At 70.7% G+C, this 12963-nt stretch carries 13 protein-coding genes; 7 read left to right on the top strand and 6 right to left on the bottom strand.

Annotated features, from left to right (window positions below):
• Positions 1-190: 190 nt before the first annotated feature.
• The 5 genes from sigE (at position 191) to ACWDEW_RS19595 (ending at position 4864) form a co-directional block, all read left to right on the top strand.
• Positions 191-892 (top strand): RNA polymerase sigma factor SigE, encoded by a 702-nt coding sequence (gene sigE / locus ACWDEW_RS19615; protein WP_019072074.1) that lies wholly within the window; start codon positions 191-193, stop codon positions 890-892.
• A complete protein-coding gene (locus ACWDEW_RS19610) occupies positions 889-1863 on the top strand; it encodes a zf-HC2 domain-containing protein (RefSeq protein ID WP_450514214.1) in 975 nt (324 codons plus the stop codon). The genes sigE and ACWDEW_RS19610 overlap by 4 nt, the downstream gene beginning before the upstream one ends.
• Before the next feature lie 77 nt (positions 1864-1940).
• Complete coding sequence (locus ACWDEW_RS19605; RefSeq protein WP_450514213.1) at positions 1941-3353, top strand: S1C family serine protease; 1413 nt, start codon at positions 1941-1943, stop codon at positions 3351-3353.
• 200 nt (positions 3354-3553) lie between these two features.
• A complete protein-coding gene (locus ACWDEW_RS19600; protein WP_450514212.1) occupies positions 3554-3982 on the top strand; it encodes a sec-independent translocase in 429 nt (142 codons plus the stop codon).
• A 222-nt stretch (positions 3983-4204) separates the two neighbouring features.
• Positions 4205-4864 (top strand): hypothetical protein, encoded by a 660-nt coding sequence (locus tag ACWDEW_RS19595; protein WP_019072078.1) that lies wholly within the window; start codon positions 4205-4207, stop codon positions 4862-4864.
• 61 nt (positions 4865-4925) lie between these two features.
• Here the strand turns inward: ACWDEW_RS19595 and ACWDEW_RS19590 are convergent, their stop codons facing one another.
• The 3 genes from ACWDEW_RS19590 to ACWDEW_RS19580 are packed head-to-tail and all read right to left on the bottom strand — an operon-like array spanning position 4926 to position 7977.
• A complete protein-coding gene (locus ACWDEW_RS19590) occupies positions 4926-6059 on the bottom strand; it encodes an Mrp/NBP35 family ATP-binding protein (protein ID WP_450514211.1) in 1134 nt (377 codons plus the stop codon).
• 42 nt (positions 6060-6101) lie between these two features.
• Positions 6102-6686 (bottom strand): DUF1003 domain-containing protein, encoded by a 585-nt coding sequence (locus ACWDEW_RS19585; RefSeq protein ID WP_450514210.1) that lies wholly within the window; start codon positions 6684-6686, stop codon positions 6102-6104.
• Entirely contained in the window at positions 6676-7977 is a 1302-nt protein-coding gene (locus ACWDEW_RS19580) for a magnesium transporter MgtE N-terminal domain-containing protein (protein ID WP_450514209.1), read from the bottom strand. Before ACWDEW_RS19580 ends, ACWDEW_RS19585 begins: the two co-directional genes overlap by 11 nt.
• A 189-nt stretch (positions 7978-8166) precedes the next feature.
• Here ACWDEW_RS19580 and ACWDEW_RS19575 point away from each other — a divergent pair, with 189 nt between their 5' ends.
• Positions 8167-8883 carry a hypothetical protein gene (locus tag ACWDEW_RS19575; RefSeq protein ID WP_450514208.1) on the top strand — a complete coding sequence of 239 codons (717 nt, stop codon included), beginning with the start codon at positions 8167-8169 and terminating at the stop codon, positions 8881-8883.
• Positions 8884-8889: 6 nt separating this feature from the next.
• Here the strand turns inward: ACWDEW_RS19575 and ACWDEW_RS19570 are convergent, their stop codons facing one another.
• Positions 8890-9405, bottom strand: a complete 516-nt coding sequence (locus ACWDEW_RS19570) for a hypothetical protein (protein WP_450514207.1) — start codon at positions 9403-9405, stop codon at positions 8890-8892.
• Between the two features lie 23 nt (positions 9406-9428).
• Positions 9429-10547 carry a magnesium and cobalt transport protein CorA gene (locus tag ACWDEW_RS19565; RefSeq protein ID WP_450514206.1) on the bottom strand — a complete coding sequence of 373 codons (1119 nt, stop codon included), beginning with the start codon at positions 10545-10547 and terminating at the stop codon, positions 9429-9431.
• 526 nt (positions 10548-11073) lie between these two features.
• Here ACWDEW_RS19565 and ACWDEW_RS19560 point away from each other — a divergent pair.
• Positions 11074-11670, top strand: a complete 597-nt coding sequence (locus ACWDEW_RS19560) for a suppressor of fused domain protein (RefSeq protein ID WP_400979101.1) — start codon at positions 11074-11076, stop codon at positions 11668-11670.
• A gap of 42 nt (positions 11671-11712) precedes the next feature.
• Here the strand turns inward: ACWDEW_RS19560 and ACWDEW_RS19555 are convergent, their stop codons facing one another.
• Complete coding sequence (locus ACWDEW_RS19555; protein ID WP_450514205.1) at positions 11713-12954, bottom strand: MFS transporter; 1242 nt, start codon at positions 12952-12954, stop codon at positions 11713-11715.
• Positions 12955-12963 lie beyond the last annotated feature (9 nt).

The following is a 12963-nucleotide window of genomic DNA, read 5'->3' as shown; positions in this document are numbered from 1 at the left end:
CGTCGAGCAGCGGCGGGAGCAGGGGCCCGAGCATCGGCTCGTACCGCCGGAAGGTCGGTATGAGCGTGTATCAAATTCTCGTAAAACCCCTTATCCGGAGCTAACGGGCGAGGTGGCTATGGTAGGGACTCCACTGGACACCACCAGAGCCGACAGGGGAGGTGCGGCTGTACCTGTGGATCGGGGAGGAGTGCTCCGGCGCTTTCTCGGATCGGCGGGCAGGCCGAAATCCGTGAACGACACCGCTGCTGACCACAGCCACGCCGCTGACCATGCCCAGACCGCGACCTTCTCCACCGACGCGGACGGGCAGGCGTGGACTCCGCCCACCTGGGAGGAGATCGTCAGCACCCACAGCGGCCGTGTGTACCGGCTCGCGTACCGCCTGACGGGGAACCAGCACGACGCCGAGGACCTCACGCAGGAGGTCTTCGTCCGGGTCTTCCGTTCCCTGTCGACCTACACGCCCGGCACCTTCGAGGGCTGGCTGCACCGCATCACCACCAACCTCTTCCTGGACATGGTCCGCCGCAAGCAGCGCATCCGCTTCGACGCGCTGGGGGAGGACGCGGCCGAGCGCCTGCCCAGCCGCGAGCCGTCGCCCCAGCAGGTCTTCAACGACGCGCACTTCGACGCCGACGTCCAGCAGGCGCTGGACACCCTCGCCCCGGAGTTCCGGGCGGCCGTCGTCCTGTGCGACATCGAGGGCCTCTCGTACGAGGAGATCGCCGCGACCCTGGGCGTCAAGCTCGGCACGGTCCGGTCCCGGATCCACCGTGGCCGCTCCCAGCTGCGCAAGGCCCTCGCACACCGCTCGCCGGAAGCACGGGCCGAGCGCCGTTCCTTCGTGGCGCGTGTGCCCGCGCTGGGGGGAGGGGGCGCGACCGCGTGAGTGGATCACGTCCTACGCCTGCGGAGCAGCACCTGGGAGACCGACTTTCCGCCCTGGTGGACGGAGAGCTCGGTCATGAGTCGCGCGATCGCGTACTGGCGCACCTGGCCACCTGTACGAAGTGCAAGGCCGAGGCCGACGCGCAGCGCCGACTGAAGAACGTGTTCGCGGAAATGGCCCCGCCGCCGCCCTCCGAGAGCTTCCTGGCCCGCCTCCAGGGACTCCCCGGGGGAGACGGCGACTCGGACGCCGAGGAACCGCCCGGCGGGGGACTCTTCGCCGGAGCCGGTTTCTTCGGCGTGAAAAGAGACGGCCCGCTCGACGCCTTCGAGTTCGGCTACGTCCCCGCGGGCCCGCACACCGCGACAGCACTGACCCCTTCGTCCGCACCGGCCCGCGAGGGCTTCCGCATCCATGACGTCAGCCGGCACGACACCGACCGCTCCGCCTCGCGCGGCATGCGGTTCGCGTTCGTCGCCGCCGGCGCGGTCTCACTGGCCGCGATCGCCCTGGGCGGGGTCGCCACGGTCACACCGGGCGACACCGCGGCCGAGGCAAGGGGCGGCGCGGGGGTGACTCCGGCGCGTACGCAGGGCACGGGCGCCGCGGCCGCCGACTCCGGGCGCCGCCGTGGCGTCGGGCCCCTGCTCGCCCAGGGCGCGAGCCAGCGGTCGATGCTCGGCGACACCCCGATGGCCCCGACCTCCGTCTCCGCGCCGCTGCTGCCCGGGGTGCCGTCCCCGGCGGCCGTCCGGGGCGACGACGAGGTCATGCACACGCTGACCGCGCCCGTGGTGGCCGGCGCGGCGGTCATGTCCCCGCTGATACGCCCGCTCAGCACGAACCCGCCGGTCGCCCTCACCTCGTGGTCCACGACCCCCGACGTCATGGCCCCCGGCCTGCTGCGCGCACCCGACGCCACCTCTTCCCCCACACCCGCCCCCTCCGCCTCCTCCCGCCCGCTGCGCTGACCGGCCCCTGCACCGCACCCCGCCGACCTGGTTGAATCCGGGGAGTACGGGGTGGCACGGCGGGCGGTGGGGAGCACATGAACGAGGAGACACCGAAGCCGAAGTGGTGGGGCCGAGGGCGGGCGGTGACGCCCGGTGCGGCCGTGAGTGCCGAAGTCGCTTCCGCCGACGCCGACTTCGAGCCGGAGCGTCCCGCACAGGCGCCCGAAGGCGCCCCAGAGGCTCCCCCAACGGCCTCAGGTGTTCCTGCCCCACGTGATCCCACCCCCGACCCCGTTCCCGACCCCTGGCACCGCTACGACCCCTGGGCAGCCCCACCACCCGCGGCCCCCCTCCAGCAAACGGGCGCCGCACCCCCCACCCACCAGCAGCGCCGCAACCGCACCCGGAAGCTCCTCGTCGTCTCCGGGCTGGTGCTCGCCCTGGTCTCCGGCGGCGTCGGCGGTGTCGTAGGGGCGTATCTGGAGCGGGACGGTGTCGGCGGTGGAGACGTCGTGTTGCCGCAGGCCGGTGCGGAGGACGGTGGGCGGGCGGCCGGGAGCGTGGCCGGGATCGCCGCTCGGGCGCTGCCCAGTGTGGTCACCCTGCATGTGACCGGTGACGCGGAGTCGGGGACCGGCACCGGGATCGTGCTGGACACGCGGGGACACATCCTCACCAACAACCATGTCGTGCAGCCCGCGGGCGCCGACGGCGAGATATCCGTGAGCTTCAGCGGGGGACAGACCGCCAGGGCGAAGGTCGTCGGGCACGACACCGGGTACGACCTCGCCGTGGTGCAGGTGACCCGGGTGCGCGGGCTCAGGCCGATGCCCCTCGGCAACTCCGACAACGTGCGGGTCGGCGACCCCGTCGTGGCGATCGGCGCGCCCTTCGACCTCGACAACACCGTGACCGCCGGGATCATCAGCGCCAAGGACCGGCCCATCACGGCCGGCGGCGACTCGGCGGACGGGAGCGACGTCTCGTACGTCGACGCCCTGCAGACCGACGCGCCCATCAACCCGGGCAACTCCGGCGGCCCGCTGCTCGACGCCCAGGGGCGGGTCGTGGGGATCAACTCGGCGATCCGGTCCGCCGCCGACGGGACCGACACGGGCGACGGCCAGGCCGGTTCGATCGGGCTCGGCTTCGCCATCCCCGTCAACCAGGCCAAGCGCGTCGCCGAGGAACTGATCAACACCGGGAAGGCCACCCACCCGGTCATCGGCGTCACCCTCGACATGGACTACACCGGGGACGGAGCCCGCATCGCGACCAAGGGCAGCGGCGGCGACCCGGCGGTCACCGCCGGCGGCCCCGGCGCCAGGGCCGGGCTCAGGGCGGGCGACGTCATCACCGAGGTCGACGGCGAGCGCGTCCACTCCGGCGACGAACTCATCGTCAGGACCCGCGCCCACCGCCTCGGCGACCACCTGCGGCTGACTCTCCGGCGCGGCGGCAAAGGCATGACCGTGTCGCTCGTTCTGGGCTCCTCGACCGGCGATTGACAGAAACGTCACAGGTGAGAGCCCCGCGCCCCGTCCCACTAGGCAAACAACCCGGAAAACCGGTCCCGTACACCCACTCGTAGCCCACGGGACAGTACCGGTCGGGTGGGATCGCCGGGTACCGTGGACCCGGCCCGGACCACGGAAGACCCGCACAGCCACCGAGGGCCGAGGACCGAGGACATCGCAAGGAGCTTCAGGTGTTCAATGACATAGGACCGCTAGAGCTGGTGACGATCATTGTCCTCGCCGTGCTCGTCTTCGGTCCGGACAAGCTCCCGAAGGTCATCCAGGACGTCATGCGGACGATCCGGAAGATCCGAGAGTTCTCGGAGAGCGCCAAGGCGGACATCCGCGAGGAACTCGGCCCGGACTTCAAGGACTTCGACTTCGAGGACCTCAACCCCAAGACGTTCCTGCGCAAGCAGCTGGACAACGACGAGCTGGGGCTCAAGGAGATCCGCAACGGCTTCGACCTGAAGAAGGAGATGGCCGAGGTCACGGAGGCGGTGCAGAGCGCCGACACCCCGAGTTCCCCGCCCGCTTCCGGTGGTCGTCTCGACATGACCAAGAAGCCCGAGGACCCCGGGAAGGACGAGCGCCCGCCCTTCGACGCGGACGCCACCTGACCCTCCCGCGCGGCTCCCGAAGCCCTTCCCACGTGACGCGTTTCATACGTTTGCCACGCCCTCGTACGGCCTGAACACGGCCTCCGCACGCCTCACGCGCCGGGCGCTTTCCGGGCTGTCTCGCACGAGGTGGCTATGCTGCCGAGTTGTTGTGCGGACCGGGCGAGTCGCCCGAAGGGGGGCGGGCCGCCCCGGTCCGACGAGAGCGAGGAGGCGTCCGGCATGGAGACGACGAGTCGGGTAGGCGCGCAGGCGCCGGCCGCGGAGGGCGGACAACAGGTCCCCTCCGCCCGGCGCACGGTCGACGGCTACCTGCTGGCGCCCTTCCCGTGGTACGGCCTCGACGAGGCCTTCACGGGGCCGCGCTGGCTGATGCAGGTGGGCATGGCGGCGGACGGTGCCGTCGAGCACGGTTCGATCGGGCACGGCGACGAGCCCTCCGTACGCAACGAAGGCACGGAGGACAAGGAGAAGTTCGCGGTGGTCGTCACCGTCGCGGGCAACCCCGCCCGGCGCACCGCGGACGGCACGGGCCTCCTGGAGGCCACCTCGGTGTCCTCGGCGGCCTGGCTCGCCGGTGTCGGACTGCTGTCCTTCACCTGGCCCGGCCAGATGGACCACACCCTGCGCGACGACTGGCTGGAGCAGCAGACCGAGACGGCGTGGGTCCTGGCCGACGACCTCGCCGGCGACGACTGGTCGACCCTGTCCCTGCCCGTGGACGGCGTCCCGACGCCCTTCCACTACCGCGAGTCAGAGTTCGGCTGGGTACTGGCCGGGTCGACCCAGGCGGGGGTCCACGTGGGGGCGTACGGCCGGGGCATGAGCGCGTACGGGCTCGGCTTCGCCGCGATCAAGGACATCGCCGCGTACGCCCAGTAGGTCCTACGACGATGGGGGCGCCGTCTCACCGGACGGCGCCCCCATCGTCGTAGGAAGAGCTCTAGAACTTGTTCTTGGGCGTGATCCCCAGCGACAGTCCCGAAAGGCCTCGCTGCCGTCCCCCGAGCTTGCCCGCGATATCCCTCAGGGCCGCGCCCGCAGGGGAGTCCGGGTCGCTCAGCACCACCGGCTTGCCGTCGTCGCCGCCCTCGCGGAGGCGGACGTCGATCGGGATGGAGCCGAGGACGGGAACCGAGGCTCCTGTCGTCCGCGTCAGGCCGTCCGCGACCGACTGGCCGCCGCCCGTGCCGAAGACGTCGACCATCTCGCCGCAGTGCGGGCAGGGCAGGCCCGCCATGTTCTCGACGACACCGACGATCTTCTGGTGGGTCTGCACGGCGATGGAGCCGGCCCGCTCGGCGACCTCGGCCGCCGCCTGCTGAGGGGTCGTCACGACGAGGATCTCGGCGTTCGGGACGAGCTGCGCGACCGAGATCGCGATGTCGCCCGTGCCCGGCGGGAGGTCGAGGAGCAGCACGTCCAGGTCGCCCCAGTACACGTCCGCCAGGAACTGCTGGAGCGCCCGGTGGAGCATCGGGCCGCGCCACACGACCGGGGCGTTGCCCGGCGTGAACATGCCGATGGAGATGACCTTCACGCCGTGCGCGGACGGCGGCATGATCATGTTCTCGACCTGGGTGGGAGTGCCGTCGGCGCCGAGCATGCGCGGCACGCTGTGGCCGTAGATGTCGGCGTCGACGACCCCGACCTTGAGGCCGTCGGCCGCCATCGCCGCCGCGAGGTTCACCGTCACCGAGGACTTGCCGACGCCGCCCTTGCCGGAGGCGACCGCGTAGACGCGGGTGAGGGAGCCGGGCTTGGCGAAGGGGACCTCGCGCTCGGCCGTGCCACCGCGCAGGGCGGTCGCGAGTTCCTTGCGCTGCTCGTCGCTCATCACGTCGAGGGTCACGTCGACACCGGTGACGCCCTCGACACCCAGGACCGCCTCCGTCACGCGCTGCGTGATCGTCTCGCGCATGGGGCAGCCGGAGACCGTCAGGTACACGGTGACCGCGACCGCTCCGTCCGCACCGATCTCCACCGACTTGACCATCCCCAGTTCGGTGATGGGTCGGTGGATCTCGGGGTCGTTCACCGTCGACAGTGCTTCACGCACCGCGTCTTCCGTAGCCATGGGTCGATGGTACGGCGCCGACCGGGCCCCTAGGCCAGCCCCTCAGCGGTCGTCTGCGTCACGCACGGGAGACCGTTCTGCCGGGAATACGACATGCCCGTCGTGCCGTACGTCCAGTTCCTTGACCAGGTCCTGCAACTCGGAGCGGATCCAGTCCCGGGTCGCCACCTCGCCGAGCCCCATGCGCAGGGCGGCGATCTCGCGGGTGAGGTACTCGGTGTCGGCGATCGACCGCTCGTTCTGCTTGCGGTCCTGTTCGAGGTTGACCCGGTCGCGGTCGTCCTGCCGGTTCTGCGCGAGCAGGATCAGCGGGGCGGCGTAGGAGGCCTGGAGCGACAGCATCAGGGTGAGGAAGATGAACGGGTAGTTGTCGAACCGCAGATCACTGGGCGCGAAGATGTTCCACAGCACCCAGACGATGATGACGATCGTCATCCAGACGATGAACCGCCCGGTGCCCAGGAAGCGGGCGATGCGTTCCGACAGCCGTCCGAAGGCCTCCGGGTCGTACTCGGGCAGCAGCCGGCGCCGGGGCGGGCGCGGCTGGTCGAGCCGGGTCCGCGACCGGGTGGTGGCGGTCGCGCCCGCCGGTGTCCGCTCACGCGTGGTCTCGCGCTCAGGAGTCATGAGCCGCCACCTCCTCTGTCCCTGCCTCGTCCTCGTCCAGGTGGAATTCCGTCTCCCGCCAGTCCTGCGGCAGCATGTGGTCCAGTACGTCGTCCACGGTCACCGCGCCGAGCAGCGACCCGGTCTCGTCGACCACCGGCGCCGCGACCATGTCGTACGTCGCGAAGAACCCGGCGATGAGCTGCAACGAGGCGTTCGGGTCCAGGGGTTGCAGGTCGTCGTCGATGATCGCGCTGACCAGGGTGTACGGCGGGTCGCGCAGCAGCCGCTGGAAGTGGACGGTGCCGAGGTACTTGCCGGTCGGGGTGTCGTCGGGCGGGCGGCACACGTAGACCTGGGCGGCGAGGGCCGGGGAGAGGTCGGCGTTGCGGACCCGGGCGAGCGCGTCGGCGACGGTCGCGTCCGGGCGCAGGACGATCGGCTCGGTCGTCATGAGGCCGCCCGCGGTGTGCTCCTCGTACGACATCAGGCGGCGTACGTCGGCGGCTTCGGAGGGCTCCATCAGGTTCAGCAGCCGCTCCTGGTCCTCCTCCGGCAGCTCGCCGAGCAGGTCGGCCGCGTCGTCCGGGTCCATCGCCTCCAGGACGTCCGCCGCGCGCTCCTCCTTCAGCTTGCCGAGGATCTCGATCTGGTCGTCCTCCGGGAGCTCTTCGAGGACGTCGGCGAGGCGGTCGTCGTCGAGGGCGGCGGCGACCTCGGCCCGGCGCTTGGGGGAGAGATGGTGCAGGACGTTGGCGAGGTCGGCAGGGCGCAGCTGCTCGAAGGTGGCCAGGAGGCTCTCCGCGCCCTGTCCCTGCTCCTCCAGGGAGAAACCGGTGACGGCGGACCACTCCACGGTCAGCGTCTCGCCCTTGGCCCTTCTGAAGGCTCCGCCGGCCCTGCCCTTGCGGACGAAGACCCGGTCGATCTCCCAGTCCCGGCGGGCCGGCAGCTGCTGCACCGCCAGGTCGAGGACGGTGACCTCCTCGCCGGTCTCCACGAGGGTGACGCGCCGGTCGAGGAGTTCGCCGAACACCAGCCGCTCGGTGGGCCGTTGCTCGAAGCGGCGGACGTTGAGCACGCCGGTGGTGACGACCTGGCCGGACTCGATGCCGGTGACCCGGGTCATGGGGAGGAAGATGCGGCGCCGGGTGGAGAGTTCGACGACCAGGCCGAGCAGGCGCGGGGGCCTTTGGCCGACGCGGAGCATGACGACGAGATCGCGGACGCGGCCCACCTGGTCGCCGTTCGGATCGAAGACGGCGACACCGGAGAGGTGCGAGACGAAGACCCTGGGGGCGCCTCCTGCCATGGCCGCACCTCCCTTTCTCTACTGGTTTCCGGATGTTCCGATTTGCCCGCTCGGACGGGCTTCAGGCTAGCCCGTCCGTATGCGATCCGCGCAGGTGGGCGGTCCGGACGGACCCGCTCCGGCACGGTGCGGCGACCCCGGTACGCTGCCGTACGCCATCGCCGCCCGCCGCACGAAAGGCCCCCACCTGTGACTGCGATTCCCCAGGTCCGAAACCGTCGTGCGGCGCTGCTCGGCGCGGTCTGCGTCCTGGTGCTGACGGGGTGCAGCGAGGATCCGGACGCGGGGACCAACGGGGTCGGCAAGCTGGCCGCCGACAAGATCCAGTCGAAGTCGGTGACGGCGGCGGGCGCCGCCGACGCGGTACGGCTGTCCGGGACCGTCGTCACCAGCGGGCGGACGTACAGGCTCGACATGCGGCTGAAGTCCGACGGCGGCACCGGCTCGGTCACCTCGAAGGGGTCGACCTTCGGGCTGCTGCGGGTCGGCGAGCAGCTGTATCTGAAGGCCGACGCGGACTTCTGGAACAGCAACGGGGACTCGGGCGTCGGCGACTCGCTGCACGGCAAGTACGTGAAGGTGCCGCAGGACGACCCCTCGTACAAGAAGTTCAGTGGTTTCACGGACAAGGACGTCCTCCTCTCCAGTCTGCTGACCCTGCACGGGTCACTCGCGACGGACGGACACCACGACCAGAACGGCGTCCGCACGATCCGTATCACCGGCGACGACGGCTCCGGCGGCACCCTCGACGTCTCCCTTGAGGGCAAGCCGTATCCGCTCCGGCTGGTCCGCGCGGGCGGCGCGGGCACGCTGACCTTCTCGGACTGGGGCAAGAGCTTCGCCGTGACGGAACCCGCGGACGACGACACTGTCGACTACGGCAAGCAACTGCCGTCTTCCTAGCGGTACTTACCGCCGTTTGTGTTTCTTCAGCAGCAGGCGCGGCAGCGCGGCCGGGGCCGGCTGACGGGTCGTCGCGGGAGAGGGCAGCGGAGGTTCCGCCAGCGACCCCTCGGGCAACTCGGCCGTGGCGCCCGTCGGTTCGAGCCGCAGCACCCGGCACTCGCGCGCCCAGCGCTCCGTCATCGCCTCGCCGTCGGGCGCGTTGAGCCGCTTGCCCTTAAGCTCGCCGACGGCCGCGGTCCAGGCCTCGGAGCCCGGCGCCAGTTCCACGACCTGCGCCGTCCAGGCGACCAGCCGGCCGCCCTTGTCCTTGCTGCGGACCGTGACCTCGGCCGTGCCGCCGTCGGTCAGTCCCGGCAGCGGCTGCTCGCCCGGACCGTCGCCGACCAGACAGGCCGCGCCCTCGTGCCAGACGTGCCACAGGGCACGCGCCGGTACGCCCGGACCGTTGACCCAGACGAGGCCGGACTTCTTCGTGGCCTCCTCGACGAGGGCCTGGTCGAGCAGCTCGCTGCTAGTCATGTCGCCCAGCCTATCCAGGCCGCTCACAGCCAGCCGTTGCGCTTCAGCGTGCGGTGGATCGCCAGACAGACCGTCACCGTGAAGGCGAGCACCACCGGATACCCGTACCGCGCGTGCAGTTCGGGCATGTGCTCGAAGTTCATGCCGTACACGCCGGTCACCATCGTCGGTACGGCGATGATCGCGGCCCACGCGGTGATCTTCCGCATGTCCTCGTTCTGCGCGACGGACGCCTGCGCGAGGTTGGCCTGGAGGATCGAGTTCAGCAGCTCGTCGAAACCGATGACCTGCTCCTGAACCCGGGCGAGGTGGTCGGCGACATCGCGGAAGTACTTCTGGATGTCGGGGTCGATCAGCCGCATCGGCCGCTCGCTCAGCAGCTGCATGGGACGCAGCAGCGGCGACACCGCGCGCTTGAACTCCAGTACCTCGCGCTTGAGTTGGTAGATCCGCGCCGAGTCGACACCGCGCGAGACCCCGCCCTTGCGGCCCGGCGTGAACACCTCGGTCTCGACCTCGTCGATGTCGTCCTGCACCGCGTCGGCGACCGCGACATAGCCGTCGACGACATGGTCGGCGATCGCGTGCAGCACCGCCGAGGGTCCGCGGGCGAGCAGCTCGGGGTCGTCCTGGAGGCGGTGGCGCAGCGCCCGCAGCGAGCCCTGCCCGCCGTGCCGGACGGTGATGAAGAAGTCCCGCCCGGTGAAGCACATGACCTCGCCGGTCTCGACGACCTCGCTGTTGGCGGTGAGTCGGTCGTGCTCGACGTAGTGGATGGTCTTGAAGACGGTGAACAGGGAGTCGTCGTAGCGCTCCAGCTTGGGCCGCTGGTGGGCCTGCACGGCGTCCTCGACGGCGAGCGGGTGGAGGCCGAACTCCCCGGCGATACCGGCGAATTCGGCCTCGGTCGGCTCGTGCAGCCCGATCCACACGAAGCCGCCGTCACGGCGCACCTGGCGCATCGCCTCGTGCGGGGTGAACGGCTTGCCGGTGTGGACGCGGGCTCCGTCGCGGTAGACGGCGCAGTCGACGACGGCCGACGGGGTGCCGGGGTCACGCGTGGTGTCGTACGCGCCGCCGTCCTTGCGCAGGGAGGGGCGGGACGGGCGGACCACGGCACGCAGGTCGCGGATCATCGACATGGCGGGCTCCTTCGCGACGAGCAACGAAAGGCGCCAACGACGGTTGGAACTGCCCGGAATGGGGACGTCCTGTGTGCGGATGTTTGGCACGTCCACAAAGCGGGGAGCACCGCACCGTCGCGGTGGCGAGTTTCGCTACTGATACAGGCACTGCACTGACTTACAGGCACCGACCGACTTCGGGCCGTCTTCGGAACAGGCGGACCACGGACACGGCCGGACAGATCAGGTAAAGAAACGAAGTGCTCTTCCGCGACGGTGAAGAAGTGCGAGCGGCGACAGCCGGCTGGAGGCCAGAACCAGAGCTACGACATCAGCGGCCGGAAGAGCGGGTGGTACTGCCAGGTCGACTTCGGTCCATTGCAGCCCCACCTCCTCCGGCCGGTCCCCCGTAGGGGAGTCTCAACGGCGTCGGACTTGATCGCGACGCTTCTGCGTGCTGCCCGAACGACCGGCCCAGACTATCAGCAGGCCGAAGTGTCAAGGCGCTGCTTTGCCCGGTACTGACGAGTTCTATGCTCCCCGCATGGTTGATGTTCTTGCTCTGGTCGAGGCACGGTTGCGCACCGCGCTGGGCGAACCGGACGCGCGCGCGGCGGTCACCTTCCTGGGCACGGACCGCGTCGAGGTACTCCGTTTCCAGGACACCGGTCAGGAGGGCGGCATCGTCCGCTACGCCACGCTCGGCATGTCCGCACAGCCCATGAGCGACCCCACGGCGATGCTCGCAGACCCGGTCGCGGGCCCCCGCGCCGAGCTGGTCCTCTCCGTGCGCGGCGGCCTCGCCGACACCGACAAGGTGCTCCGCCCGCTCGCCGTGCTCGCCGCGTCCCCGCAGGTCGAGGGCGTGGTCGTGGCCCCCGGCGCTTCCCTCGACGTGGGCGAACCGCTGTGGCCCGGCGCTCCGTTCACCTCGGTGCTGGTCGCCGAGCCGGGCGGCCTGGTCGAGGACCTGGACCTCGACGCGCCCCTCGACCCGGTCCGCTTTCTCCCCCTGCTCCCCATGACCCCGAACGAGGCCGCCTGGAAACGCGTCCACGGCGCCCAGGCCCTCCAGGAGCGCTGGCTGACAAACGGGACGGACCTGCGGGATCCGTCCCGCAAGTCCGTCCCGCTCGACTGACGGCCGGAGTGAGCAAGCTCACCAACGGCGGCCGGGATCCGGCTAGTTGGCGAACACCGCGACACCGTCCTCGGACGCGTGCTTCGGCTCCAGCACTTCCGCCTCGTGCGTGAGCGCGTTCCGTCGTACGACGACCACCAGCGCGCCCAGCGTCGCGGTGACGGCGGCGACCACGAACGGGATGTGGATGTTGCTCCAGCCCTCGATCTTCGGCGCGAAGAACGGCGCGGCGGCCGCGGCGAACCAGCGGACGAAGTTGTAGCCCGCGCTCGCCACCGGGCGCGGCGCGTCCGAGACGCCGAGGGCCAGCTCGGTGTAGACGGTGTTGTTCACGCCGATGAACGCGCCGGACAGGATCGTGCAGACGACGGCCGTGGTGTGGCTGCCGTAGCCGAGGACGAGCACGTCGACGGCGAGCAGTACCAGGGAGCCGCCGAGCACCTTCAGGGAGCCGAAGCGGGACTGCAGGCGCGGGGCGACGAAGACCGAGAAGACGGCGAGCAGCACACCCCAGGCGAAGAACACGGCACCCGACTTGTAGGGGGTCATGTCCAGCACGAACGGGGTGAAGGCCAGCACGGTGAAGAACGTGTAGTTGTAGAAGAAGGACGACACGGCCGCGGAGGCCAGACCGCCGTGGCCGAGCGCCTTGAGGGGGTCCAGCAGTGAGGTCTTGCGGGCGGGCTTCGGCTGTTCCTTCAGGAATGCCGTGATGCACAGGAAGCCGATCGCCATCAGGAACGCGGTGCCGAAGAAGGGGTAGCGCCAGCTCTGGTTGCCCAGCAGGGCGCCGACCAGCGGGCCGCAGGCCATGCCGAGGCCGAGGGCGGACTCGTAGAGCAGGATCGCCGCGGCGCTGCCGCCGGCCGCCGCGCCGACGATGACCGCGAGGGCCGTCGAGACGAACAGCGCGTTGCCGAGGCCCCAGCCGGCCCGGAAGCCGACGAGTTCGCCGACCGAGCCCGAGGTGCCGGCGAGTCCGGCGAAGACCACGACGAGGGCGAGGCCGAGCAGCAGGGTCTTCTTGCCGCCGATCCGGCTGGAGACGAAGCCGGTCACCAGCATCGCGACGGCGGTGATCAGGAAGTACGAGGTGAAGAGCAGGGAGACCTGGCCGGCGGTGGCGTCCAGGCCCTTGGCTATCGACGGCAGGATCGGGTCGACGAGCCCGATGCCCATGAAGGCGACGACCGAGGCGCCCGCGGTGGCCCATACGGCCTTCGGCTGGCGCAGCAGGCTGCCGGTGCCGGCTCCGGTGTCGAAGGGGTCGTCCGTCCCGTCCATGCTTCCTCC

This window comes from Streptomyces sp. NPDC001100, from assembly GCF_053598575.1.
This window is presented reverse-complemented; position numbering and strand designations above follow the sequence as displayed.

What these genes read in the sequence shown, in the direction of transcription:
- ACWDEW_RS19605 (WP_450514213.1), top strand. Translation starts at nt 1,941, where the DNA reads ATGAACGAGGAGACACCGAAGCCGAAGTGGTGGGGCCGAGGGCGGGCG.
- ACWDEW_RS19595 (WP_019072078.1), top strand. Translation starts at nt 4,205, where the DNA reads ATGGAGACGACGAGTCGGGTAGGCGCGCAGGCGCCGGCCGCGGAGGGC.
- ACWDEW_RS19590 (WP_450514211.1), bottom strand. Translation starts at nt 6,059, where the DNA reads ATGGCTACGGAAGACGCGGTGCGTGAAGCACTGTCGACGGTGAACGAC.
- ACWDEW_RS19585 (WP_450514210.1), bottom strand. Translation starts at nt 6,686, where the DNA reads ATGACTCCTGAGCGCGAGACCACGCGTGAGCGGACACCGGCGGGCGCG.
- ACWDEW_RS19580 (WP_450514209.1), bottom strand. Translation starts at nt 7,977, where the DNA reads ATGGCAGGAGGCGCCCCCAGGGTCTTCGTCTCGCACCTCTCCGGTGTC.
- ACWDEW_RS19570 (WP_450514207.1), bottom strand. Translation starts at nt 9,405, where the DNA reads ATGACTAGCAGCGAGCTGCTCGACCAGGCCCTCGTCGAGGAGGCCACG.
- ACWDEW_RS19565 (WP_450514206.1), bottom strand. Translation starts at nt 10,547, where the DNA reads ATGTCGATGATCCGCGACCTGCGTGCCGTGGTCCGCCCGTCCCGCCCC.
- ACWDEW_RS19560 (WP_400979101.1), top strand. Translation starts at nt 11,074, where the DNA reads ATGGTTGATGTTCTTGCTCTGGTCGAGGCACGGTTGCGCACCGCGCTG.
- ACWDEW_RS19555 (WP_450514205.1), bottom strand. Translation starts at nt 12,954, where the DNA reads ATGGACGGGACGGACGACCCCTTCGACACCGGAGCCGGCACCGGCAGC.